Here is a 25,519-nt window from a genome sequence, read left to right on the forward strand (position 1 = left end):
CAGCCGCGAGACAGGGGTCGCAGAGTCACCGCTTCTTCGCTTCGTTGGTTTTTCGCGCGCGGGGCGCGCTCCTACACGGTTTGGGGTCAGGCTGGAGCGTCTGGCTGAACTTCCGGGGCCGCCCGCTGGAACGCCTCGAGCGCCTGGCATGCCTCCACCACTCGCCGGATCGTCGGATACGGCGCCAGATCCACCCCCCAGCGCACCGCGTTGTAGAACTGCGGGACGAGACAGCAATCGGCCAGCGTCGGCGTATCGCCATAGCTGAACGTTCCTGCCGCACCCTCGGCGAGCAGGGCCTCAATGCCGTCGAAACCGTGCTGGATCCAGCGCCGCGACCACCCCTCTTTCGCCGCCTGATCGGCCCCGAATTCCGTCTCGATCGCTTGCAGGACACGCAGATTACCCAGCGGGTGGATATCCGTGCCCACCGCCTGCATCAGCTCGCGGACTTTCGCCCTGCCCTGCGCATCCGCGGGCATCAGGGCCGGATCCGGCCGGGTCTCGTCGAGGTATTCCAGGATCGCCATCGACTGGCGAATGACGCGGTCGCCGTCGACCAGCGTGGGTAGCTGGGCCTGCGGTGAGAGCTCGCGGTAGTCGGCCTTCAGGTGCTCGCCGCCCTCGTTGACCAGGTGCACGGGGCGCGCTTCGTAGTCGAGGCGTTTGAGGTTGAGGGCGATACGGACGCGGTAGGCGGCGCTGGAGCGCCAATACGTGTAAAGGGTGAGGGACATGAGGGACTTCCTTGGCGGGGACTTCGCGATTCTAGCGCTGAGCCCGGCGCAGGCCTTGCCGCGCTGCCGCGCGGGTCGCCAGCGGGGCTGGCTCCTACAGGGCTACAGCAGCCTGTAGGAGCCAGCCCTGCTGGCGACACGGATTTGCGCCACCCCATCAAGGACGCGGACAATGGCGAATTCTCCTTCCCCTAGCTGGAGCCTCACCGTGCCCGTCATTCGCATGCAAGACCTCGACCTCAAAGGCAAGCGAGTCCTGATCCGTGAAGATCTGAACGTGCCTGTCGAGAACGGCAAGATCACGTCCACCCAGCGCCTCGATGCCTCCCTGCCCACCATCGTTGCAGCGCGCGACGCTGGCGCGAAGGTGATGGTCATCTCGCACCTTGGCCGGCCGAAGGAAGGCGAATTCGACGAAGCTTCCTCGCTGAAGCCGGTGGCTGAGTGGCTCGGCGAAAAGCTCGGCAAAGACGTACGCCTGGTACGCGACTACCTCGACGGCGTCGACGTGGCCGACGGCGAAGTCGTCGTGCTCGAGAACTGCCGCATGAATGTCGGCGAAGGCAAGGACGATGAGGCCCTGTCGAAGAAGTACGCCGCCCTGTGCGATGTCTTCGTCATGGATGCCTTCGGCACCGCGCATCGCGCGCAGGCGTCGACCCACGGCGTGATTCGCTTCGCTCCCGTCGCGGCCGCTGGCCCGCTGCTGGCGAAGGAACTGGACGCGCTGGGCAAGGCGCTGGAAAACCCACAGAAACCGCTGCTCGCCATCGTCGCCGGATCCAAGGTGTCGACCAAGCTCGAGTTGCTGCAGAACCTCGTCGGTCGCGTCGAGCAGCTGATCGTCGGCGGCGGCATCGCCAACACGTTCATCCTCGCCTCCGGCCACAAGGTCGGCAAGTCGCTGGTCGAAGCGGACCTGCTCGACACCGCGAAAAAGATCATGGCGGATGCCAGGGCACGTGGCGCCGACGTGCCGGTGCCGACCGACGTGGTGGTCGCCACCGAGTTCTCGGCCACGGCGAAGGCCACGGTCAAGGCGGTGGATCAGGTCGCCGACGACGAGATGATCCTCGACATCGGTCCGGATACCGCAAAGCGCTATGCCGACCTGATCGCCAAGGCAGGTACGGTCGTCTGGAACGGCCCGGTCGGCGTGTTCGAGTTCGACGCGTTCGGCAAGGGCACGGAAACGCTGGCGCGTGCCATCGCTTCGTCGAAGGCCTTCTCGATCGCCGGTGGCGGCGACACCCTGGCGGCCGTCGACAAGTACGGCATCGAAGACGGCGTGTCGTACATCTCGACGGGCGGCGGCGCCTTCCTCGAATTCCTCGAAGGCAAGGAGCTTCCGGCCGTGGCCGCGCTCAAGGCTCGTGCGGATTCGAAGTAATGCTCATTCTCTTCGACCTGGACGGCACCCTCATCAACTCGGAGATCGGCATCTTCGCCGGCGTTCGCCATTCGCTGGCGACCGTCGGCGCGGACGTGCCTGACGACACCGTGCTGCGCTCATGGATCGGTCCACCACTTCGGGTCAGCTTCGGCGAACTCCTGAATGGTGACAGCGAACGCGTCGAGCAGGCCGTCGCGGCTTACTCGCAGCGGTTCCACGATGTCGGCTGGTCCGAGCACACCGTGTACCCGGGCATCGCCGACCTGATCTCCGCACTGGCGGGCGCAGGTCACAAGCTGGCGGTCGTCACCAGCAAGGTGCGGCCGCATGCGGAGCCGATCATCGCCCACCTACCCTTCGGCGACGCGTTCGATGCGCTCTATGCGCCCGATCCGTCGACGTCGAAGAGCGAGAAAGCCGAGATGATCGCCGCGGCGATCGCGGACTTCGGGCACATCGTGGACGACGTGATCATGATCGGCGATCGCCACTTCGACATCGACGGCGCGGTCGCCAACGGTGTTCGTGGCATCGGCGTCCTCTGGGGCTTCGGCGATCGCGAGGAACTGGAGAAGGCCGGGGCCTGGAAGGTGGTTGAAACACCGGCTGAAATCGCAACACTGGTGGGTGCCACCGTTCCCGGCTGAGGCCTGAATGGACGACCGGGCGGCCATGCCGATGGTCACTGGGTGCCCCGCGACGATGCGCTTATCGTGGGGGCACCCAGCTGGCACCACTCCCTCCCGCCAAGGTATCGCACCGCATGCGCGTCGTTGCTTCCGCCGTCGTTCTGTCCTTCTTCTTCGCTCAGGCAAGCCTCGCTTCCGAAGGCCCGCAGCCGGCACCCCTTCCCCCGCCGATTCCTGTCGCACGCGACGTGCCTTTCAACGGGCAGATAACGCTGGATGTCGACGCCTCCAACCTGAGCCAGCGCATCTACCGCGTCCGGGAGTCGATCCCGGTACAGGCAGCGGGACCCATGGTCCTCCTGTACCCGCAATGGGAAACCGCAAGCCATGCCCCGACGGCGTCGGTAGCGGGCCTCACAGGCTTGACCGTCGTATCGAACGGCCGGCCCCTGAAATGGGAACGCGATACCGTCAACATGTTCGCCTTCCATGTGGACGTTCCGGCCGACGCGAAAGCGCTCGACGTGTCGTTCCAGTACCTGTCGCCCTTCAGTCTTCGCCAGGGCGCCGTTGTCATGACCGCGTCCACGGTCACGGTACCCTGGCAAAACGTTGTGCTTTACCCGGCAGGGTGGTTCACGCGCAATATCCCTGTAAGCGCACGAGTTACCTTGCCAAATGGCTTCGCCTCCGCCACGGCGCTGGAGAGCAACCCGGGCGATGCCTCAGGGTTTCGCACGACGTCATTGGAGACACTGGTCGACTCGCCCGTCTATGCGTCGCGCCACGTCGGGCGTTATGCGCTAGCGCGCAAAGGCGAAGCGCCGGTCACCCTGAATGTGTTTGCCGATGACGAGCGCAGGATCGCCATCAAATCGGCCCAACTCGACGCGCTTCGGGCGATGGTGCAGCAGGCAGGCAAGGTGTTCCCGAAGCGGCATTACCGACACTACGATTTCCTGCTGGCGCTGGACAACGCGCTACCCGGTCCCGGCGGCAGCGAGCAGGCACAGTCCAGCACCGACACCTTGCCGCCGGACTATTTTGCCGGGGACGAGCGCGACCTCATCAACGCGGACCTTCTGGCGCATGAGTTCGTCCATTCGTGGAACGGGCGTTATCGCCAGCCTGCCGATCTTTGGACAGCTGACTTCAACACGCCCGCACGGGGCAGCCTACTGTGGGTGTACGAGGGCCAGACCGAGTTCTGGGGGCGCGTGCTGGCGGCGCGTTCCGGACTGCGGACGAAACAGGAAACGCTGGATGCGCTGGCGGTGGGTGCGGCGCAGGTGCTCGCTCAGAAGGGACGCACCTGGAAGTCGCTGCAGGACAGTACCAACGATGCGATCATTACCGCCGGCGGCCGCTCCACGTCGTGGCGTGATTGGCAACGGCGTGAGGATTACTACGGTGAGGGTGTATTCCTCTGGCTGGCCGTCGATGCGGAGATTCGTGAGCAGACCCATGAGGTGAAAGGTATCGATGACTTTGCGCGGGACTTCTTTGCCGGTGGAGCCGAAGGCGATCTGTCAACGAGAACCTACGCGTTTGCCGATGTGTGCGCTGCGCTCAACCGTGTAGCACCCTTGGACTGGGCAGGCTTCCTGCGCAAGCGGCTGGATACCCACGACCCCACCATTGTCCTCAATGGCATCGAGCGTGAGGGCTATCGACTCGTCTTCGATGGAACGCCAAGCGACTACAGCCGCGCAAACGAGTTGGACAGCGGCGCCAGCGATTTCTCCAGCGCCATCGGATTTACTATCGGCAAGGGCGGCGTGATTCGCAGCGTGGCGTGGGAAGGTCCTGCGTTCAAGGCGGGACTGGCCCCCGGCATCAAAATCGATGCAATCAATGGCAAACCGTATTCCTTTGAATCGTTAGCAGCGCTCTTGCGAAATAGGTCGCCAGCTCCTCTCAAACTGACGTGGAGTGTCGACGGCGAAACGATGAGCACCACGCTCCACGCATCGGGACCGCTGCAATATGCTCACTTGGCACGTCTGGGCAGCGCCCCTGATCGTCTTGGCGAACTTCTGGCACCGAGGTAGTCCCCCCGGGCACGGGAGTGCGGTGCGGCACGCTATGATGGCTGCCGACTCGGTCGCCCAGGGGCACATGCGAGTCGCTGGCCCCATTTCGCCACATTGACAAGGGTCTCGACGCAACGACATGGACAACAAGCCTCTAACAGTGGCCATCTACCTCTGTCTGGGAGCCGCTCTCCTGGGCTTGATGGCGACCTCCCTGCCTTTGGTCCCCCGAAAGTGCGTTTCAGGTCAGCGCGGTATGATGGCCTTATTATGTCTGGGCTCGCTGCGTCGGCGCCGAGAAGAAAGACCGCCTGCGCAGTTTCGTGTGGGCGAATGTCACGCTGGGAAGCTGGCTCCTGGTGGCCTGCATTGGCTTTATAGGCGCGTATCGCCTTGGCTACGGAATCTTTCCAACCGCCGACGCCTACTTTGCGTACGTCTTATATCCTCCGGGACCGGTGCCGGTGCGCCCGTTCGGCATCATCTGGTTCTTCGCCCTGGCCGGGACACTGGGAGCGATGGCGCTGTACGAAAGACTGCGTCGCGCGCCGGACGACGCGCAGACCCATCGCATCGTGATTCTCCTTCTTGCCGCCTTCGGCGTCACGTCGTACTTCCTCGGTCGGAGTCACGACAACAACCTGCTCAATGTCTGTGCCTTTTTCGTTCTGCTCCTGATCACGCTTCGGCATGAAAACCACGCCCCTATGGTGAGAGTCACGACGAACGGTCTCCTCGCGGCCATCCTCGTATACCCAATGTTGGCTAACTGGCATAACTGGGCAAGCGTGACGGCGGATGGAAATCTTCTGGACTTCCATCCGAAACGCGCCATACAGGCTTTCAGCTACATGAATCCGGCGGGCGCGGCAAGCAACCAGACCATGGCGGGACCCAATCCGCCGGCTACTGCCGGCAGTGACGCGGCGCACGGAATGCGAACCATCTGGGCGGCAAGCCACGAATTTGTGACCGTCCTTGACCCATCACTGAACCTTGAAGGCGCTACCCCAGGGTTGCCCTGGAGCGCCTACCATGGGCCGGAAAACTACCTCTATCTTCCGGCGGACTTGCGACGTAAGTTCCTCGACCGCGTCGCGCGCAGACTGAATGCGCCGGGATGGGTACTCATCCGCAAAGGCGACGATGCACAGGCATGGCTAACGGACTACGATGCCGTATATCGCCGCGACGGGACACTGGATTTCGGTAGCTACGACGCTATCCGCTACGCTCCGCGCCCCGCACTATCGAAAGTACCGTAACCCCAGCTTCATATCCTTAAGCCATCCAGACAGTGACGCAGGCCATGCAGACAGAGGCATTCAAACCCATTTCGGTAAAGAAGCCCTCATCAAATCCCTTCATGTTCAGGGTCAGGTGCATGGTCGACCTGCAACTGCTGACGATTGTGCGGCCGCTGCGCCCGGCGATGGCCCGACTGGACGGCAATGTGCTGGACGTCGGCGCGGGTGAATCACCCTGGCGCGAATGGCTGCCGCCCACCGCTCGTTACCAGGGCATAGATATCGGGAATGCCGAGGAATTCGGCATGAAACAGGGACGCGAGGGGATCACGTATTACGATGGACGAACTATCCCCTTTCCTGACGCGTCTTTCGACAGCGCCATTTGCATCGAAGTCCTCGAACACGTCGAGGATCCCGATGTCGTCGTTCGCGAAGTCGCACGATGCCTCAGGCACGACGCGACGCTACTCGTCACCGTTCCCTGGTCAGCGCGCCGCCATCATGTTCCCTACGATTTCCACCGTTTCACGCGTGAGCGCCTGACCAGGCTTTTCGAGGCGAATGGCTTCCACGCCGTGGAGATCGCAGAGCGAGGCACCGACATCACCGCCATTGCGAGCAAGCTGGTCGTGCTCTCGCTCAGACTCGCCCCGACGCGATCGATCGCAAGATCGCTATGGACACTCCCCCTGTTCATCGTGACGCTGCCGCTTACCGCTGGCTTCGTCGTGGCCGCCCATGTGGCCGAACTCTTCGGACTAGGTGCCAAGGAAGATCCCTTGGGGTACTTCGTGAAGGCAACTCGTCGCTGACTGCCTGGCCGCGGCATAAATTCAGCGTGATCCTCTAGCGGCGTCCCGAGAACGGTAGACCTCATGAGCCGGGTTGACCGAATACCCCTCGAGGCGCTCGAAGTTGTCTTTGATGTACTGATCCATCAGCGGATGGGTATTTTTGTACCTAAGCTCTTCACGCCCGTCCAGGGGAAGGTCATACACGACCACGAATGCCGGCCTGGCCTGTTTGAGCCTGGCGATTTCATCCTGCTGGAACGCATCACTGCGATTCCACGCCGTGTATATTTCCCAGGTCGGTGAGCGCGCACCCAGCAATGCATATGCGCCGGGCAACAGGGGCGCGACAAAGAAAGGCCGCCCCGTGGAGCCGAAGTCACGCTTCAGTTTTTGCAGAAGCAAGACATCCTTCTCGGCGACGGCATCAACCCGAAGGCTGTCTCCGTCAATATTCATCAGTGCGCAATGTCTCGCACCCATGCACTGCCACCCTGGATGCAGCGGCAGCATGGCGAAGATGCTCGCTACACACAGCGGAACCGCTATGAAATAACGCGACAGCGCGGATCTGGTGCCAGCCAACGTCAGGATGCCGATCAGCGTCGGAAAGATCCCTTGTGCGAGATGGCCCGCATCGGCGCGCGAGAATGCGTAATGGGCGTATGGGATGGCGGCAAATGCGCATGCCACCAGCAGCGGAGACACGGCCCGATGCCTCCAGCGACAAAAGAGCACATAGATGATGGCCGACGCACCGAAGGCCAGCGTCGAAAGGAAAAACATCCCCAGCGTCAAGTCGCGGAATGCATCCACCAGCCCGACGGTGCCGAACCGCGCTAGCCAAGGCCATGGGATAGGAAGGGGGAGATTGGTCGATTTGACGTCGAACAGGAACTTGATGCTTTCAATAAGCGCCGACGTGAATCCCGGTGCGAGAAGCATGGTGACGAACATCGGCAGATAGCCGACAAACCCACCCACAACGAACGATGCGATGCCTCTCCACCAGGCATGCCAGTCTTCGCATCGAACCGCCAGGTACACCAGGATCCCGATGCTGGCGAGGGCACCATAGATGCCGTGATTACGCCCGAAGTACGCCACGAAGCCCACGAAGGCGCCCGCTCCAAAATAGCGACGCGTCGTCGGACGAAGGGTCCAGGCAGCGAGGACGCAAACCAGACCTATCGAGATACTAATGTCGAAGAGCTTGTGGCGAGGCACCATCCAGACCATGAGCGTCAATGCGCAAATGAAGAGATAGGTTCCGGCCCCCCGCTTATTGCTGCTCGCACCGAGCCAGGCCAATACCGGCACGAGCGCGGCAGCCTGAAGGATCACAAGGGTATAGCGCACCGCTGAGATACCACTGCTACCGCTCACCCACATAATCAGGGCGCTCCAGTAGTAGCGTCCAGGGTCGTAAGCCTGGAAGTCACGGATCGGCACCTCTCCGTGCATGACGCGCTGGATGCCATACCACAGGTAACCTTCGTCCCAGAGACTGAAGCCCTGCCGACCCTCCCATGCAAAAAACACGAACACAAAGAGTAGCCCGACGACGAGCGCCCTTTTGGCTTCGGATGAAATATTCAGGGAAAGTGGCATCGCATATTCCGGAAGCGGGCGAACGATAGCTTTATGGCTGATCTGAGCGGAAAACGTATCGGGACATCAGAACATAGGACACGACCGCCATGAAGGGCGTCAACACGACCTGACTTTCGATGGGACCCAGATGTAGCCAAGCGAATCCCGCGAGCGCGAGGTAGTTGATGGCGTAGCACGCCAGATACGCCACGACGAAACGTGGCGCCCTGGAGACGGCGACCGTCGAAAAGATGAGGTGCCCCGTCGTGAAGAAGTTGAAAACAATTCCGGCGACATTACCGCCAATCAAAGCACCCCAGATGGGCACTCCGGCGCGAATCAGCAGTGCATAGATACCCAGGCCGAACAGCGTGTTCAGTGCCCCAACCATCAGAAACTTGATGAAACGGACGTCCAGCCTCACGAGTCGTGCCGAACGGCGTCCACTTGTCGGTAGCCGACCGCCACCATATTCCCTACGTTGATCGAAACCTTATTACTGGCCAAACCGAGACTCGCGAGCAGTCGTGAAGTCACGCGCTTCAGCGTCGCGCCGAGGGGCATAAGACGCACCCAGTACGAGAGCGCGTAGCGGTTCGCAAACGGACGCGCCACCACCTGCTGGTAACCCGAACGCTGGAACAACTCCACGATGCTCTGCGGGGAAAACAGCTGCATGTGTTCGACATCGATGATCGGGGACCGACGTCCGAGCAAGCGATTGACGGCACTTCGGTAATCGTGGGTCACGGTGACAAACGCGCCGCCCGGCTTTAGCAGCCGATGAACGGATTCCGCGATCTCGCGCGGCTCTTTGACGTGCTCGAGTGTCATGAAGCAACAAATGAGATCGAACGATTCCGGCTGATAGTCGTCTTCCTGAAAGATCCCTTCGCGGATCCAGGGCCGTCGGTGGGCGGGCGCCGCCTTGATAGCCGCCGTCGAAGGCTCGACGCCCGCTACCTGCGAGAAGCCGCGCGTCGCCAGCCCCTCGAGCAGGATACCGGTGCCTGTACCGATTTCCAGCGCGGCTCCCAAGTCGATCCGCTGGAGGATGGGCTCCAGTTCGCGAAGGTAAGCAGCCGCTGCGTCCTCGGCTTCTTCCGAGCTGTCGTACTCCGCGACGTGATAGGCCTGATGAAGCGCTTGCTGCGATGGCGGCCGGTCCACGAACACGACGTCGCACGTCACGCACTGGACCATACGATAGTTAAAGAATTCCGGCTCTTTGCGCGACGCGAAACTGTATTCGTTGAGCCGCGATGGATCGATCCGCTCGTCAAGAAAGCGTCGCGCACTGGCGGAAGGACTGCCGCATACCGGGCATACGCGCTCGACACGGTCGCCAGGTCCCTGCGAATTTTCTGTCGTCTGGCTCTGCATGAATTTATCCGGAGCTTCTTTCATCGAAGGATCGCGTGCGGGAGGGCCTCGCAACCTGTGGCGTTATGACGCCATGGCGGATCAGCGCAGCCCGGATAAGCCGAGGCCGTTGCTTGACCTCCAGCATGATCTTACCGATGTACTCACCGACCAGGCCGATCCCGAACAGATTCAGGGAACCGAACATCAGTACCGCGATGAGCATAGTCGTCGCACCACGAGGCGCGATATCCGGCCAGACGATACGCAAGGTTGCAACGACGATTGCCGCCACGACTGACAGCGCAAGCAGGCCAAGTCCGGCGGTCGTCAGGAGCGTGAGTGGCACGTTGCTGAACGAAAAAATGCCTTTCTTCGCCCAGTCGATGTTCTTGGTAAGCGTGTTGGTCGTATGGCCGAACATCCGCTCTGGTCGAACATAGTCGACACCGGTCTGCCGAAAGCCGACATAAGCCCTCAAACCTCGCATGAACAAGTCACGCTCCGGGCAATCGAGCAGCCATTGCATGACCTTGCGATCGATCAGCGAGAAGTCGCCCGCATCGAGAGGGATCTGAACGTAACTGAATGCCGCGAACACACGATAGAAGGCCTTGTACAACAGCCCCCAATGCCAGGGCATCTCGCGTTGCACGCGACGACCGTAAACGACGTCGAAGCCTTCTTCCCACTTCGCGTAGAAGGCCTCGATCAGTTCGGGCGGGTCCTGAAGGTCGCCGTCAAGCAACACAACCGCATCCTTCGATGCCAGCTCCATCCCGCTGCGGAAGGCCATCTGCGAGCCGAAATTGCGGGAATGCGTGATACCGATAACGCACGGGTCACTAGCTGAAATGGCTTGAATGACCGCAGCGCTATCGTCCGGACTGCAGTCGTTGACGAAAATAATCTCGTGATCGATGCCAAGACGCGAGAACGTGTCTTTCAGGCGCCGGTACATGACTGGAATGGCCGGCTCATCCTTGTAACAGGCGATGATGGCCGAAACACTGCGACGCTTTCGGTTAGTCGACTTCTTCGACCGCTGCGCAAGTTCATCCTCGCTCAGCGTAGCAACCCACCCGGAAGTTGACCGAAGGCCATCCTCGAGAGATATCTGAGCCTGCCAACCCAGCATGTCGTGAGCTTTCGTCGGATCGGAGAACCAGTCGGCGAGATCCCACGATCGCCCCTCCATGGCACCAAAGCGAGGCTCCTCCGTCACACCGAAGACGTCACGCGTGATGGCGGCGAGCGATTCGATCGTCGTACAACGTCCCGACCCGATATTGAGGCTCTCGCCGTAGAGATCGGGATTCATCTTCGCCGCAGCGTAAATGAAAGCCGCACAAACGTCGTCAACGTGAACGAAATCCCGTGAAGTCGCCGGGTCAACGAAGGGCGGAAGCGAACCCTGCAACGCCTTGTAGATGAGATTCGGGATGAGCCGCGAACCGTCTTCGAGAGGCCCGTAAACCGAGTAGAGACGAAGATTGACGCAGGGAAACGCGCGCTCCTTCCCCAGGTAGGAGAGATACTCGGCCGCAGCGACTTTTGATACGGCATAGTGGCTATTGGGCTCGCACCGCGCGTCTTCCTGCGGGGCTGCGCTGTTACTGCCGTATTCCGATGAACTGCCAGCATGGATATACGCACTGATGGAACGATCCGCCAGCATCGTCGTCAAGCTGACGATGGACTGGAAATTCGTTTCGTAAATCAGTCGCGGATCTTGCTCGAACGAATAGGCGCCATAAGCCACGCAGTCAAACACCGTTCGTGGGCAAATCTCCTCGACCAGGTGTCTCAACGCTGCGGCATCATTCACGTTGGCCTCGACCAGATTCGCTTCGCCGACGCCCTCAAGGCGCCAGTTGGTCGAGCTCTGAACGACAGCGTAAACGTCCGGACGAAGGGCAAGAATCTTTCGAAAAAGATTGGCGCCCACGAAGCCTGCGCTGCCCGTCACGAGGATGGGGCCGTGAAGCGCGCGGATATGTTGATTAAGGTCGTTCATGGTCAGCCGGCACCCACGGCGCCAAGTAAGGTCTGCGGATCAAGTCCCGATTGCGCCCTCAGGTAGGCCTGGGATCCGTAACGGGAATAGTGGTGTGCTTTTGCATGGAGATGGACGAGCGCAACGCCCTTCCCCCGACCTAGCAAATACATGGAAAGGTCCGAGGCAAAGCCGCCATGAGCGACGTGCTCTTCGGCAACGACTACTTTCTTGGCCGCGATCATTTTATCGAGAAGGTCTTGCGGAAGCGGGTTCAACGCCAACGGCAGTTCGGAAACTGCCCACAAGCTCGGCCTCGTTTCAAAGGGAAGACGCTGCAGGCTATCGATATACGTCCCGGCAAGCGGGCCAACCACGATCACCGGCATCGCCGCACCGCTCACCAGTTCACGCCACGGCGCGTATGCGGGCACCTCGAAGCCGACGGGCGGCTCGCCCCGGCCCAGACGAATATAGGCGGCCCTGATATCGCCCGCCGCCTTGTCGATCACCGCGGCAACGTCCTGATCGAAGACCGGCGCATACACTCGCATATTCGGCAAAGTGAGGAGGACGCCGTAGTCCTCGATGGCGTGGTGCGTCGGACCCATCACGCCGTAGCCGTAGCCGCCACCGTTGCCAATGAGACGGACGGGAAGCCCATGAAAGGCGACATCGTTGCGAATCTGTTCGAAAGGCCGGGCATAGCAAAAAGGAGCGATGCTGTAGACCCAGGCGCTCATACCCTGCCGGGCCATCGCGGCCGCCACGGAAATCATATTCTGCTCAGCGACGCCCGCATTGATAAATCGATCGCCCATGGCGGTCTGCAGCGCTTCGAGCGCCATAAAGCCCAGATCACCCGTCAGGAACACCATGCGGGGATCTTTCGCGCGCGCCACAAGCGCATCGCAGAGTTGCGTCCTCATGCCTGGCCCAATTCGACGAGAGCCTGCTGGTAATCCGGCTCCTTCAGCGGCAGGTAGTGCCATTCCATGCGATTTTCCATGAAAGAGACGCCTTTGCCTTTGATGGTCTCGAGAACAATGACCTTCAGGCGATCGGTAGCCGCATCGATAGCACCGCGCATCTGGTCCAGGTCATGGCCGGAAACCAGATGCAGATCGACATCGAAGCCCTTAAGCCGCTCGGACAGCGGGAACATGGACGCCACGTCGTGCGTGCGGCCGAACCCCTGCAGACCGTTGTGATCGACGAGCACGGTAAGGCCACTCATGCGCCGATGGGCGGCGAAAATCAACGCTTCCCAGGTCGATCCCTCCTGCCATTCGCCATCGGACATGAGGCAATACGTGTGGCCGGGAAGCCCCTGGAGTTTCAGTGCCAGCGCCGTCCCCGAGGCCAGTGACAACCCGTGACCGAGGCTGCCCGTCGCGAACAGAATGTCGGCGATACCACTTGCCGGCGGATGGCCCGCGAGGAGGGTCTCGTCACGATGAAATGTGCGCAGGTCCTCATCCGAGAGTTTTGCGGCGCTCCATAATGCAACGTACAGGGCACCGGCGGAGTGGCCCTTCGAAAGCAGGAAGCGATCATGCTCGCCCATGCGCTCATTAAAGAGCAAGGCCAAGGCATCGACGGCCGAAAGGTTGCCACCGATGTGTCCAACGCCGCTTTCGAAATGCATCCTGAGGAGGCGGGCACGGATGACCGCGAGGCGTTGTTCGTCCAGTGCCTGCTTCATAAACCATCCTCAGGCATGCGATCAGTCTCAATCAGTGGTGATTGCCCCAGGATGACGTCCCGTTGGCGACATTCGTGTTTGCACTCACGCAAGTGAATCCAATTGCGGACGCTGGCGTCACCTCGCCGCCTGCGACCGCGAGGCAGCACATCCCTTGACATGCCAGCGTGGCGCGTCATGCATGGTAAGGGGAGACCCCGGAGAAGGCAAAAAAAATGAAGGTGCCGCATTGGTGGGCGCGCCCTTCAGCCCGTCCGGCGTGGGCATTCCGCCCCGGTGAACGTCCCATCGTGCCTGCCCCCCGCTGAACGGAGTTCGTCCCAATGGAAGCCGCCCACCCCTCGTCGCGGTCCTGATCCCCTGCTTCAACGAGGCCTTGGCGATCCCTGCCGTCGCCTAGGGTTTCCGCAAGAGCCTTCCGCAGGCTCAGATCACCATATTTCGACAACAACTCGACGGACGGCACGGCCGAGGTCGCCCATCGGACAGCGACAGAGGTGTTCCACAAGCGCTAGCAAGGCAAGGGAAACGGCGTGCGCCGCATGTTCGCCCTTATCGATGCGGACGTTTACATCATGATGGACAGCGATCCGACTTACGACGCGGATGCCGCCTGGGAGCTTGTCCGTCGTCTCCGCGCTCAGTGGCTCGACCTGGTGGCCGGCGCACGTGTCACCGACGAAAACGCTCGCACCGCAGCGGGCATCGCTTCGGCAACTGGGCACCCACAAACCTCACCAGCTGGATCGTCGACCGTACCTTCAACGACATGCTCTCCCGGTGCCAGGTGAGAGCTTGATGGCCAGAGAAAGTATGCACTCTAAAGACGGGCGCTATGTCGCCATCATGCAGAGTGACGGAAATTTCGTCGTTTACTGAACAGACGGCGCGTGGCGAGCAATCTGGTCTACAAACACGCATGGCCGTGGCGCAGTACAGGCGATCATGCAACGCGATGGCAACTTCGTCCTTTACGACGCGGCGGGCCGAGCGGTGTGATGGACTGCTAGCAACGGGCGCGATCGCACCTTCATCGTCACCGAACACGGGCAAGCGATAGTTGTTGCACCAGAAAAAGTCCCGTCCAGAACAAGAGGGCCGGGCACCAGCCATTGGCGGCAGCATCACGTAAAGCCAGTGTGGGCTGCCCGGGAATACGACCGCGCAACCCGACGCGGCGGAAATGGTCCGCATTGCATTGGCGATCCCCATACTTGCGGGGCAAAGCTGCACGAACCACTTCATCAAGGCCGATAAACGAGAAAGGCCCCATTGGGGCCTTTTTTAACAGCGTTGCCGGCTCTGTCGCGTGAAGCTTAACGAAGCTTGTCACCGCGTGGCGACAGGACTGCGGCTGCAGGATCACCGGGCGCGAAAGCGCCCGATCCCCAACCTCAATTATCGCCAAACAAATCGCGCGTATAGACCTTATCCGCCACATCGGAAAGCGCCTCAGCCATCCGGTTACTGATGATCACATCAGCTTCCTTCTTGAACTTCGGCAAATCGTTGACGACTCGGGAATGGAAGAACTCTTCCGACTCGAGTACGGGCTCATACACGATGACTTCCACGCCCTTGGCCTTGATGCGCTTCATGATCCCCTGGATGCTCGACGAGCGGAAATTATCCGATCCGCTCTTCATGATCAGGCGATAGATACCCACCACCTTCGGCTTTCGCCGCAGAATATCGTCAGCGATAAAGTCCTTACGCGTCGTGTTCGACTCGACGATGGCCTTGATCAGTGTCTGCGGCACGCTCTGATAGTTGGCCAGCAGCTGCTTGGTATCCTTGGGCAGGCAGTAGCCGCCATAGCCGAACGATGGATTGTTATAGCCGGCGCCGATGCGAGGATCCAGGCAGATGCCTTCAATGATGTGTCGGCTGTCCAGGCCGTGCGTCACCGCGTACGTATCGAGTTCGTTGAAGTACGAAACGCGCATGGCGAGATAGGTATTGGCGAACAGCTTGATCGCCTCAGCCTCGGTCGAATCGGTAAAGAGAACGGGGATGTCCTTTTTCTCCGCGCCACGCTGCAGAAGCTCGGCAAAGGCCTTCGCCTCCTGCGAGTGATCACCCACAATGATTCGCGATGGGTGCAGGTTGTCGTACAACGCCTTGCCTTCGCGCAGGAACTCCGGCGAGAAGATGATGTTCTCGACGCCGAAACGTTCGCGCAGCTTGCGCGTATAACCCACCGGAATGGTCGACTTGATGATCATCGTCGCCTTCGGGTTGATCTCCAGAATCTGCCCGATCACCGTCTCGATGGAGCCGGTATTGAAATAGTTGGTCTGGGGGTCGTAGTCGGTCGGTGTCGCGATGATGACGAACGAGGCATTTTCGTAGGCATCCCGTGGATCCAGCGTTGCACGGAAATTCAGTCCGTCACTGGCCAGAGCCGAGACCAGTTCGGCGTCCACGATCGGCGAGCGGCGCTCGTTGAGCATCTTCACCTTGCTCTCGACGATATCCAGCGCGACGACTTCGGCGATCTTCGAAAGCAGAACGCCATTCGACAGTCCGACATAACCTGTGCCGACAACAGCAATCTTCATAGTCATGTTTACTCTAGGGCCTCCTCAAACGAACGGGCCCGGGTCCGGTGCGATACCGGACCCGGGCCCCTGGGTCGCCAGCTTTACAGACAAGAACGCGACTTACTTGACGACACTCTTGACCGCATCGACCACAGCCGTGGTCGTGATGCCGAAGTGCTCATACAGCTTGTCGATCGGGCCCGAAGCGCCGAAGGTCGTCATGCCGACCGCCGTGCCGTCGAGGCCGACGTACTTGCTCCAGAAATCGACGCTGGCGGCTTCCACCGCCACGCGGGCGCGGCACCACGACGGCAGGACGCCTTCGCGGTATTCGGCCGGCTGCGCGTCGAATTCCTCGGTGCAGGGCATGGAGACGACGCGGACCGGGATGCCCTGGTCGCCGAGTGCCTGTGCGGCTTCGACGGCCATACCGACTTCGGAGCCCGTGGCGATGATGATCGCCTTGAACTTCTCGGCCGATTCCCAGAGGACGTAGCCGCCCTTGGCGATGTTGGCGACCTGCTCTTCCGTGCGCGGATTATGCTTGAGGTTCTGACGCGAGAAGATCAGGCACGACGGGTTGCCCGTGCGCTCGATCGCCTTCTGCCAGGACACGGCCGACTCGACCGCATCGGCCGGGCGCCACACGCGGTTGTTCGGGATCAGGCGCAGCGAACCGAGGTGTTCCACCGGCTGATGGGTCGGACCATCTTCGCCCAGACCGATCGAGTCATGCGTGTACACGTGGATCGCGTGAGCCGGGATCAGGCAGGACATGCGCACCGCGTTGCGGGCGTAGTCGGAGAAGACCAGGAACGTCGCGTCGTACGGCACGAAACCACCGTGCAGCGCGATGCCGTTGGAGATCGCCGACATGCCGAACTCGCGCACGCCATAGTGGATGTAGTTGCCTTCGGCACCGCCGTCGGCGATGTTCTTGGAACCCTTCCAGATGGTGAGATTCGACGGAGCCAGATCCGCGGAGCCACCGATCAGCTCGGGAAGAAGCGGACCGAACGCGTCGAGCGCCATCTGCGATGCCTTGCGCGAAGCCACGACCGGGCCTTCGGCCTGAAGCTTGGCGATGTAGGCGTCGGAATCCTTCTTCCAGTTACCCGGCAGCTCGCCCGAGGTACGACGCTTGAACTCGGCGGCGAGTTCCGGGAAAGCCTTCGCATACGCGTCGAACTTTTCGTTCCAGGCCTGCTCGCTCTGTGCGCCCTTTTCCTTCGCCGACCACGAATCGTAGATGGTCTGCGGGATTTCGAAAGGACCGTAGTTCCAGCCCAGGCGCTCGCGCGTGAGCTTGATTTCGTCCGCACCCAGAGCGGCGCCGTGTGAGGATTCCTTGCCTTCCTTATTCGGCGAACCGAAGCCGATGATCGTCTTGCAGATGATCAGCGAGGGCTTTTCGCTCTGGCCGGTGGCCGAGGCGATGGCTTTCTTGATGGCTTCGCCATCGTGGCCGTCGACCGGCTTGTCGTCGTCACCGACCACGACGTTCCAGCCGTAGGCGCGGAAGCGCTCGGCTGTGTTGTCGGTGAACCAGTCATGGACTTCGCCGTCGATCGAGATGCCGTTGTCGTCGTAGATCGCGACGAGCTTGCCGAGCTTGAGCGTACCGGCGAGCGAGGACACTTCGTGCGAGATGCCTTCCATCAGGCAACCGTCGCCGACGAACACGAAGGTGTGGTGATCGACGATGTCGTGGCCCGGGCGGTTGAAGCGCGCGGCGAGGACTTCCTCGGCGATCGCGAAACCGACAGCGTTAGCCAGACCCTGGCCGAGTGGACCGGTGGTGGTCTCGACGCCCGGGGTGTGGTGGTACTCAGGGTGGCCGGCCGTGCGATAGCCCAGTTGGCGGAAGTGCTTGAGGTCTTCGATGCCGAGGTCATAGCCCGTCAGGTGCAGCAGGGCGTACTGGAGCATCGAGCCGTGACCGTTCGACAGAACGAAGCGGTCGCGATTGGGCCAGTGCGGGTTCGTCGGGTTGTGATGAAGGAAATCTCCCCACAGAACCTCGGCGATGTCGGCCATGCCCATGGGCATGCCCGGATGACCGGAATTGGCGGCTTGGACACCATCCATGGCCAGGGCGCGGATCGCGTTTGCGCGTTCGCGGCGTGTCGTCATCGGCATTCTCCAGTTAACAGGCGGCGGAAAAACCACGATTGTCGCGCATCCGGCATGAGCTTGTCGTGGATGTTCATGCCGCGGCAGGGAAGTTAACCAAGCCTTAATCTTTTAGTTCTGCTTTTTGAATCTCTTCAGGTACGAAGGCCTCTAATCGTACAAGGCCAGCATCACTCCCCCTTCCCCCTGGGTGTTGGCCGCCCCGAAAATAAGAGGAACAGTCCCATGAAAAAGGCAGCCCTTGCCCTTGCAGTCTCTTGCGCCTCGTTTGCGGCCATTCCGGCCTTCGCACAGGATTCCAACCCGGCAGTGACCGGCAACTATCAGCCCAGCCAGGCCGTCGGTAGCGGTAACTGGTTCATCGGCGCCCAGGTCGGCCGCACCAATGGCAGCGACAATGGCGGCTTCGGTGACGGCAACAACGGCGGTTTCAATTTCCTCAAGGGAAACAAGGACCGTCGCACCGGCTACGGCCTGCTCGGCGGCTATCGCTGGAAGGTCGGCCCGGATCTCGGCCTGGGCCTTGAAGCCGGCTATGCGGATCTCGGCAACTACCGCGTCAAGAACGTCTTCGAAGACGGCCAGGACGTCGATCAGAAGGGCACGCGCAACGCGCTGCGCGGCTGGATGGTCGGTGTGAACGGTAAGGTCAACCTGGTTCAGGGCTGGTACCTCAGCGCGCATGGCGGCTACTTCCGCGCCAACGACAACAACCAGAACTACAACAACAGCGTTAGCCAGGATCTGGGCTTCTCCAACGGCGGCAAGGCCGACCGTGGCAGCTGGTACGGCGGAGTCGGCACCGGTTGGGATATCAACGAGCACTTCAGCGTTGGCGCCAACTACGACTACTTCCACGCTGACGCGGGCAAGGTCAAGAACAACGCTACCGGCGAAATCTCGCGCGGCATCAAGCGCTCGACCGGTATCGTCTCGCTGGCGGGTGAATACCGCTTCTAAGCGACACGTTCGCCACGTAACAACGTTTTACGCTCAAACCTTTAAGCCGCGACGCCACCCCGTCGCGGCTTAAATTTTTATTAATACTGCACTGACCGGTATTGAATCTCAAAGGCCTGGCCTTATCTAATTTTTCACGCGAGGCACCCCGGCCCCGCGCCGTTGTCGGTGGCATTCCCCCATGGCCGTCGCAGCGAACAAGAAGAAAAGCAGGAGAGATCCACCATGAAGAAGACCCTCATCGCGCTCGCCCTCGTCGCCGCCGGTTCCGTTGCGGCTCCGGCCTTTGCGCAAGACGCCAACGGCGCTGGCTGGTTCGTCAACGGCAACGTCGGTCGCACCTCCGTGGACAAGGGCCGTTATGACGGCCACGACACCGGTTACGCGGTCAACGGCGGCTACCGCTGGGCAGTGAGCCCGTGGGCTGCCCTGGGCGTCGAGGCCGGTTACAACGACCTGGGCAACATCCACGCTAAGAATGTCTTCAACAGCGATCGCGTCGTTGATCGTCGCAAGTCCGAGCTGCACGGCTGGACCGCCGGCGTGAATGGCCACTTCAATATTGATCCGAAGTGGTACATCAGTGGCCGTGCCGGTATCTACTCGTGGAAGGGCCACGGCACCAGCAACGACGACATCAACCGCCACGATCTGGACAAGACCAGCTGGTATGCGGGTGCGGGCGTAGGCTATGACTTCAACAGGAACTGGAGCATGGGCATCAACTACGACCACTACGATGCCAAGAAGGACGGTCTGGATCTGTCGACCAACATGACGTCGGTGTCGGCGGAATATCGCTTCTAAGCACGCCGCGAAACGGGAAATAAAAAAAGGCGCCGGTTACCCGGCGCCTTTTTCATGTTCCGAAGCAGTCAAGACTCAGCGCTTCTTCCACTGCCCGAGCGCAGCCTCGCCGTTTTCCTTGGCGCGCTCGTGCACCACGGCCTGGGCCTTGGCGACGTTGCCCTTCAGATCCTTCGACCAGACGTTCAGCGCCTCGGCGACGAGGGCGCGACCGTAGGAGAAGCTGACCGGCCACGGATGCGGGCCCAGCTTGTTGATCAGGTCCAGGTGCTCGGTCGCCTGCGCGTCGGACTGGCCGCCGGACAGGAACACGATGCCCGGCAGCGACGCCGGCACGGTGGCCTTCAACACACGGACGGTAGCTTCGGCGACTTCCTCGGGCGAGGCCTGTTCCGGCGAATGCTTGCCGGCGATGACCATGCTGACCTTGAGGATCGTGCCTTCGAGCATGACGTTCTGCTCGTACAGCGCGTTGAACAGGCTGCGCAGGACGGCCTCGTGCACGTCGTAGCTGACGTCGATGTCGTGCGTGCTGTCCGGGCTGTCCATGACGACTTCGGGCTCGACCATCGGCACCAGGCCGGCTTCCTGGCAGAGCGCGGCGTAGCGGGCCAGCGCGTGCATATTGGCCTCGATGGCGGTCGAGCTCGGGTTGTCCTCGGTGATGTTGATCACCGCACGCCACTTGGCGAACTGGGCACCGAGCTGGGCGTATTCCTTGAGACGGTCGCGCAGGCCGTCGAGGCCTTCGGTCACGACGTCGCCCGGGAAGCCGGCCAGCGGCACCGGGCCCTTGTCCACCTTGATGCCCGGGATAATGCCGGCCTTTTTCATCGCGTCCACGAGCGGGGTGCCGTCGCCGGTCTTCTGACGGATGGTCTCGTCGAAGAGGATCGCGCCGGAGATGTGGTCGCCCAGGCCCGGTGCGGTGAGGAGCAGCTCGCGGTAGGCCCGACGGTTTTCCTCGGTGTTCTCGACGCCGGCGGCTTCGAAACGCTTCCGGATGGTGTTGGTCGACTCGTCGACGGCAATGATGCCCTTGCCGGTGGCGACCATCGCCTGCGCGATTTCTTCGAGGTTTTCGATGCTCATGAGGACTCCATGGATTTAGTGGTATGCAAAGCCGACGGAGTATAAACGGCTACCCCGCGAATCATGTTGTGCGATGCGATCAAGTGGTCTGGTCGTAGCCGGGCAGTTTGCACTTATCGAGGAGGGCCGTCTTGGCGGCGGGGTCCTCGGGCAGGTTGAAGCCCGTGACGTAGTAGGTCTGCACGGGAACGGCGGTGCCGTTCTGGTTGCCCTTCACGTAGACCAGCTGGTTGACGATGCTCACGCCGACCTGACCGAGATCGCCGGCGGGGACCACTTTCTCGATCTTCGCGTTCTGGGTGCGACCGTCCGAGCCGATCATGTAGCTGACGGCGACGCAGGTCGGCTGATTGAGGTTCTTGCCGGTGTTCGGCACGTCCGGGCTGACGGACTTGTTGGTGAGGTACCAGTAGCCGGTCAGACGCTCGGGGGCGACACGGCGGAGGTTCTGCGCCTGCGCGGAACCCGCGGCAAGGAGGAGGACGGCGGCGGCGATGGCGCCGGTGCGGGAAGAAATGCGGATCATGACGCCCTCGGTGGTTTACCAGGGCGTTGAGTTTAACCCTGTGGGCGTTTGCGTTGCGTGTGAAATCACACCCTGACGTGGGGGCGCGCGCAAGGCACGCCCCCACACCGTCTTACAGGTCGCGCAGGCTGTCCGCGATACCGTCGTCCCCGATCACCAGCAACTTCAGGGTGTTGGTACCGCCGCCACGGCCGATGTGGTCACCGTGGGTCAGGATGACGCGATCGCCCTTGGTCAGCTTGCCCAGCGAGAACAGGTGCTGGAGCGCGGCGCGCGCGGTGTGCGCCGGATCGAGGTTGCCCTGGGCGAAGTCGACCGGCTGCACGTCGCGGAGCATCAGCATGCGGCGGCGGGCCATGTCGGACGGCGACATCGCATAGATGGGCACCGCGAAGCGATAGCGCGACAGCCACTGGGCGGTTGCACCCGACTCGGTCAGCGCCACGATGGCGCGCACGCCGACCTGAGCGGCCAGCGACATGGCGGCGAGCGCGATGGCCTGGTCGCTGCGGTCGAGCGACTGCACGTCCGGGCGCAGGTCGCCGCGCGGCTCGAACTGACGCTCGGCGCCGAGGCAGATGCGGCGCATGGCGGCCACGGCCTTGTCCGGGTGCGCACCGGCCGCGGTCTCTTCCGAAAGCATGACGGCGTCGGTGCCGTCGATCACGGCGTTGGCCACGTCGAGCACTTCGGCGCGGGTCGGAATCGGCGCGCGGACCATCGACTGCAGCATCTGCGTCGCGGTGATCACCGAGCGGTTGCGCTGCACGGACTCGCGAATGATCTTCTTCTGCAGGCCCGGGAGCTCGGCGTCACCGATTTCCACGCCCAGATCGCCACGGGCGACCATGACGACGTCGGACGCGTCGATGATTTCGCCGAGCACGGGGATGGCGTCGGCGCGCTCGATCTTGGAAACGATGGCGGCGTCGCCACCGGCCTCGCGGATCAGGCGGCGGGCTTCGTGCAGGTCTTCGGCGCAACGGACGAAGGAGACGGCGAGAAAGTCGGCGCCCATCTCGGCGGCCAGCTTGATGTCGTTACGGTCCTTGTCGGACAGCGCGGACACGCTGAGGCCACCGCCCTGGCGGTTGAGACCCTTACGCGCCGACAGGCGGCCACCGATGATGACGCGGGTGCGGATTTCGGTACCCGAAATTTCCAGCACCGACAGCGCGATGAGGCCGTCGTCCAGCAGCAGCACGTCGCCCGGGACGACGTCCTTGGGCAGGTCGTAGTAGCTGACGCCCACGTGGGTCTGGGTGCCGGCCGGTGCGTCCGGACGGCAGTCGAGGGTGAAGTTGTCACCGGCCATCAGGTCGATCGGACCGTCGGCGAACTTCTCGATGCGGATCTTCGGACCCTGCAGATCGGCCAGGATGCCGACTTCGCGACCGACCTTCAGCGCGGCGGCGCGCACGGCGTTGGCGCGGGCGCGGTGGTCGTCAGGCACGCCATGCGAGAGGTTGAGGCGAACGATATCCACGCCCTCCTCCAGAATTTTCTCAAGCATGCCCGGCACGTCGGTGGCGGGTCCGAGGGTGGCGACGATCTTGGTACGGCGAACCTGGATATCGGTCATCTGTGTCTACCTTGTCTTCGAATACGAATTCGGGGCGCGGATCAGTCCAGCGTCTTGTTGAGCAGGTCGGCGAGACGCTTGCCCGCTTCACGCAGGCGGGTCTCGGCGACCGGGAGGTTTCTGGCGACGTAGGCGTCGTCGACCTTGTGCGAGTCCGGATAGAAGCCGTCCTTCGCCACGATCTCGCAGGATTCCTCGGCCCACTGGGCGTAGGGGTTATCCAGCGGCGCCTGGGGCTTCGGGAGCGTGACCGGGCCTTCGGCGGCCAGGCGGTCGGCGTAGGCCTGCCACTTGAGGTCGCGGGTGTAGAGCATTTTCGAGTCCCACACGCTGTGCAGGTTGGTGCCCTTGCCGTCGAACTGGACCTGGTAGTCGTTGCCGCCCTTGTCGTCGCGGTTGCCGGCATGCAGCGGCTGGTGCACGTCGCCCACGAAGTGGACCACGAACTTCAGCGCTTCGGCCCGCTCGGCGTTGGACTTGTGGCGGTCGCCCAGGATGGCGACGTACTTCTCGAGGCCGCCGACCACGCACTTGCCACCGGCGCACTGCCGGGCGGGCACGTAGTGGCACTTACCGTCGACGAAGTCCATGTAATGCAGGGGGCCGGTGGCCTTCCCCAGTTCCTTCGTCTCCGGGTTGTCGCGCAGGCGGTCCGGCCAGCTGGCGACGTCGGGCAGGGAATCGTCCCCGTCGGCCTTGAGCAGGCGCTCCACCTCGGCTTTGGCCGAGGGGTCCAGCTGGCGGAAGGCCAGCTCGGCGACGATACGGTGGCCGATGTCGCCCCAGGCCTGAACGGTGGTGGCGAAGGCGGGTACGGCGAGGGCCAGCAGGGCGGCAATGGTGCGGCGCTTGAGAACGGCGTTCATGAGCCTGTAAACGATTCCGGACGGGGCGAACGGGCAAGTGTGCCACAGCCGGACTGAGACTCGGATGACAGATCGCGGCGGTGCAGCAAGCAGGCCCCTGCGACGTTCCGCTACCATGGAGGTTTACGCACCTGCCCTTACCTCGTTAGCAAATCCCACCCGGAGGCTGCACATGACCATCAAGGTCGCCATCAACGGTTACGGTCGCATCGGTCGCAACATCCTGCGCTCGCTCTATGAGTCGAAGAAGAACGGCCAGGACATCCAGATCGTCGCGATCAACGATCTCGGCAACGCGGAAACCAACGCCCACCTCACCCAGTACGACACGGCTCACGGCCGTTTCCCGGGTGAGGTCTCGGTCGACAACGGCGACCTGATCGTCAACGGCGACCGCATCAAGGTCTTTGCCGAGCGCGATCCGGCCAAGCTCCCCTGGGGCGAGCACGGCGTGGACGTGGTCCTGGAGTCCACCGGCTTCTTCACCTCCAAGGCCAAGGCCAGCGCCCATATCGCCGGCGGCGCCAAGAAGGTCATCATCTCGGCCCCGGGCGACAAGGACGTGGACGGCACCTTCGTCATGGGCGTCAACGACGACAAGCTCACCTCGAAGCTCGAGGTCATCTCCAACGCGTCCTGCACCACCAACTGCCTCGCGCCGCTGGCCAAGGTGCTGCACTCGAAGATCGGCATCGTGCACGGCCTGATGACCACGATCCATGCGTACACCAACGATCAGGTGCTGACCGACGTCTACCACTCGGACCTGCGCCGCGCCCGTAGCGCCACCCACAGCCAGATTCCGACCAAGACCGGCGCCGCCGCCGCGGTCGGCCTGGTCCTGCCGGAGCTCAACGGCAAGCTCGACGGTTTCGCCATGCGCGTGCCGACGATCAACGTGTCCGTGGTCGACCTCACCTTCACCGCCGCCCGCGCGACGACCAAGGAAGAGATCGACGCCGCCATCAACGAAGCCGCCAACGGCGCTCTCAAGGGCATCCTGGCCGTCAACACCGCGCCGCTGGTGTCGATCGACTTCAACCACAACCCGCACTCGTCGATCTACGATTCGACGCAGACGCGCGTGATGGAAGGCACCCTGGTCAAGGTCCTCTCGTGGTACGACAACGAGTGGGGCTTCTCGAACCGCATGCTCGATATGACCAAGGCCTTGATGGCTGCAAAATAAAAGCACCCGCGCAAGCGCGCTCCCCCTGTAGGAGCGCGGCTGTAGTGGCCGGGTTTTTCAGGACCACCAAGTAGGAGCAAAATCTCCTGCGAGGTGAATCATGGCTCATAGAAAAATTCCGGCAGCGGTCAAAGCCGAGGCAATACGACTGGTGGTCGAGGTGGGATATACCCCGCCTCAAGCCGCTCAGATGATGGGTCTGGGGCCGACGGCCCTGAGGCGATGGGTGGAGGAATGGCGCGAACGGCAAGCGGCGATACCGGACGATCCGGTGGAGCAGCGACGCCTCATCGCGCAGCTTCAGGGACAGTTGAAAGCCTCTGAAGACGCTC

At 62.1% G+C, this 25,519-nt stretch carries 22 protein-coding genes; 9 read left to right on the forward strand and 13 right to left on the reverse strand.

Annotation, left to right across the window (positions count from 1 at the left end; genetic code table 11):
* Window positions 1-86 precede the first annotated feature (86 nt).
* On the reverse strand, window positions 87-737 hold the full coding sequence (gene maiA, locus B5X73_RS18490; protein ID WP_036115790.1) for a maleylacetoacetate isomerase: 651 nt from the start codon (window positions 735-737) through the stop codon (window positions 87-89).
* A gap of 208 nt (window positions 738-945) precedes the next feature.
* Here maiA and B5X73_RS18495 point away from each other — a divergent pair, with 208 nt between their 5' ends.
* The 5 genes from B5X73_RS18495 (at window position 946) to B5X73_RS18515 (ending at window position 6,854) form a co-directional block, all read left to right on the forward strand.
* Window positions 946-2,127 (forward strand): phosphoglycerate kinase, encoded by a 1,182-nt coding sequence (locus B5X73_RS18495; RefSeq protein ID WP_036115794.1) that lies wholly within the window; start codon window positions 946-948, stop codon window positions 2,125-2,127.
* Window positions 2,127-2,777 carry an HAD hydrolase-like protein gene (locus B5X73_RS18500; protein ID WP_036115797.1) on the forward strand — a complete coding sequence of 217 codons (651 nt, stop codon included), beginning with the start codon at window positions 2,127-2,129 and terminating at the stop codon, window positions 2,775-2,777. The genes B5X73_RS18495 and B5X73_RS18500 overlap by 1 nt, the downstream gene beginning before the upstream one ends.
* A 116-nt stretch (window positions 2,778-2,893) precedes the next feature.
* A complete protein-coding gene (locus B5X73_RS18505; RefSeq protein WP_079522848.1) occupies window positions 2,894-4,810 on the forward strand; it encodes a M61 family metallopeptidase in 1,917 nt (638 codons plus the stop codon).
* A gap of 305 nt (window positions 4,811-5,115) precedes the next feature.
* Entirely contained in the window at window positions 5,116-6,057 is a 942-nt protein-coding gene (locus B5X73_RS18510) for a hypothetical protein (RefSeq protein WP_139382840.1), read from the forward strand.
* 119 nt (window positions 6,058-6,176) lie between these two features.
* Window positions 6,177-6,854 carry a class I SAM-dependent methyltransferase gene (locus B5X73_RS18515; RefSeq protein ID WP_051943952.1) on the forward strand — a complete coding sequence of 226 codons (678 nt, stop codon included), beginning with the start codon at window positions 6,177-6,179 and terminating at the stop codon, window positions 6,852-6,854.
* 21 nt (window positions 6,855-6,875) lie between these two features.
* Here B5X73_RS18515 and B5X73_RS18520 read toward each other — a convergent pair whose 3' ends face one another.
* The 8 genes from B5X73_RS18520 to tkt all read right to left on the reverse strand — a co-directional run bounded on the left by B5X73_RS18520 (window position 6,876) and on the right by tkt (window position 18,165).
* Complete coding sequence (locus tag B5X73_RS18520; RefSeq protein WP_079522850.1) at window positions 6,876-8,444, reverse strand: hypothetical protein; 1,569 nt, start codon at window positions 8,442-8,444, stop codon at window positions 6,876-6,878.
* Between the two features lie 31 nt (window positions 8,445-8,475).
* Window positions 8,476-8,850: a GtrA family protein gene (locus B5X73_RS18525; RefSeq protein ID WP_036115804.1), complete on the reverse strand. Its 375-nt coding sequence runs from the start codon at window positions 8,848-8,850 to the stop codon at window positions 8,476-8,478.
* The gene (locus B5X73_RS18530; protein ID WP_254857335.1) at window positions 8,847-9,833 is read right to left on the reverse strand and encodes a class I SAM-dependent methyltransferase; all 987 of its coding nucleotides are present in this window, start codon (window positions 9,831-9,833) and stop codon (window positions 8,847-8,849) included. The genes B5X73_RS18525 and B5X73_RS18530 overlap by 4 nt, the downstream gene beginning before the upstream one ends.
* Window positions 9,814-11,805: an NAD-dependent epimerase/dehydratase family protein gene (locus B5X73_RS18535; RefSeq protein ID WP_036115807.1), complete on the reverse strand. Its 1,992-nt coding sequence runs from the start codon at window positions 11,803-11,805 to the stop codon at window positions 9,814-9,816. Before B5X73_RS18535 ends, B5X73_RS18530 begins: the two co-directional genes overlap by 20 nt.
* Window positions 11,806-11,807: 2 nt before the next feature.
* Complete coding sequence (locus tag B5X73_RS18540; RefSeq protein WP_343122858.1) at window positions 11,808-12,776, reverse strand: transketolase family protein; 969 nt, start codon at window positions 12,774-12,776, stop codon at window positions 11,808-11,810.
* On the reverse strand, window positions 12,710-13,489 hold the full coding sequence (locus tag B5X73_RS18545; RefSeq protein ID WP_079522851.1) for a transketolase: 780 nt from the start codon (window positions 13,487-13,489) through the stop codon (window positions 12,710-12,712). The genes B5X73_RS18540 and B5X73_RS18545 overlap by 67 nt, the downstream gene beginning before the upstream one ends.
* Before the next feature lie 1,394 nt (window positions 13,490-14,883).
* Window positions 14,884-16,050, reverse strand: coding sequence for a nucleotide sugar dehydrogenase (locus B5X73_RS18550; RefSeq protein WP_036115814.1), 1,167 nt, complete (start codon window positions 16,048-16,050; stop codon window positions 14,884-14,886).
* A gap of 102 nt (window positions 16,051-16,152) precedes the next feature.
* Window positions 16,153-18,165 (reverse strand): transketolase, encoded by a 2,013-nt coding sequence (tkt, locus tag B5X73_RS18555; RefSeq protein ID WP_036115817.1) that lies wholly within the window; start codon window positions 18,163-18,165, stop codon window positions 16,153-16,155.
* A 225-nt stretch (window positions 18,166-18,390) separates the two neighbouring features.
* Between tkt and B5X73_RS18560 the strand changes: the two genes are divergently transcribed.
* Both B5X73_RS18560 and B5X73_RS18565 read left to right on the forward strand, forming a co-directional pair.
* Window positions 18,391-19,125: an outer membrane protein gene (locus B5X73_RS18560; protein WP_036115820.1), complete on the forward strand. Its 735-nt coding sequence runs from the start codon at window positions 18,391-18,393 to the stop codon at window positions 19,123-19,125.
* 225 nt (window positions 19,126-19,350) lie between these two features.
* A complete protein-coding gene (locus B5X73_RS18565) occupies window positions 19,351-19,932 on the forward strand; it encodes a porin family protein (protein ID WP_036115822.1) in 582 nt (193 codons plus the stop codon).
* Window positions 19,933-20,007: 75 nt separating this feature from the next.
* Here B5X73_RS18565 and B5X73_RS18570 read toward each other — a convergent pair whose 3' ends face one another.
* The 4 genes from B5X73_RS18570 to B5X73_RS18585 form a co-directional block, all read right to left on the reverse strand.
* Entirely contained in the window at window positions 20,008-21,024 is a 1,017-nt protein-coding gene (locus B5X73_RS18570) for a class I fructose-bisphosphate aldolase (protein ID WP_043692393.1), read from the reverse strand.
* A 79-nt stretch (window positions 21,025-21,103) separates the two neighbouring features.
* Window positions 21,104-21,550 (reverse strand): energy transducer TonB, encoded by a 447-nt coding sequence (locus B5X73_RS18575; RefSeq protein WP_036115826.1) that lies wholly within the window; start codon window positions 21,548-21,550, stop codon window positions 21,104-21,106.
* Window positions 21,551-21,662: 112 nt separating this feature from the next.
* Window positions 21,663-23,132 (reverse strand): pyruvate kinase, encoded by a 1,470-nt coding sequence (gene pyk, locus B5X73_RS18580; RefSeq protein WP_036115828.1) that lies wholly within the window; start codon window positions 23,130-23,132, stop codon window positions 21,663-21,665.
* Between the two features lie 41 nt (window positions 23,133-23,173).
* Window positions 23,174-23,998, reverse strand: coding sequence for a S1/P1 nuclease (locus B5X73_RS18585; RefSeq protein WP_079522852.1), 825 nt, complete (start codon window positions 23,996-23,998; stop codon window positions 23,174-23,176).
* Between the two features lie 172 nt (window positions 23,999-24,170).
* Here B5X73_RS18585 and gap point away from each other — a divergent pair, with 172 nt between their 5' ends.
* Both gap and B5X73_RS18595 read left to right on the forward strand, forming a co-directional pair.
* Window positions 24,171-25,187, forward strand: a complete 1,017-nt coding sequence (gene gap, locus B5X73_RS18590; protein WP_043692388.1) for a type I glyceraldehyde-3-phosphate dehydrogenase — start codon at window positions 24,171-24,173, stop codon at window positions 25,185-25,187.
* 100 nt (window positions 25,188-25,287) lie between these two features.
* Window positions 25,288-25,519, forward strand: a 232-nt coding sequence (locus B5X73_RS18595) for a transposase (RefSeq protein WP_079522857.1), incomplete at its 3' end; no start/stop codon positions are given.

This window comes from Luteibacter sp. 22Crub2.1 (genome assembly GCF_900167995.1).
In the GTDB taxonomy this organism is placed as follows: Bacteria; Pseudomonadota; Gammaproteobacteria; order Xanthomonadales; family Rhodanobacteraceae; genus Luteibacter; species Luteibacter mycovicinus.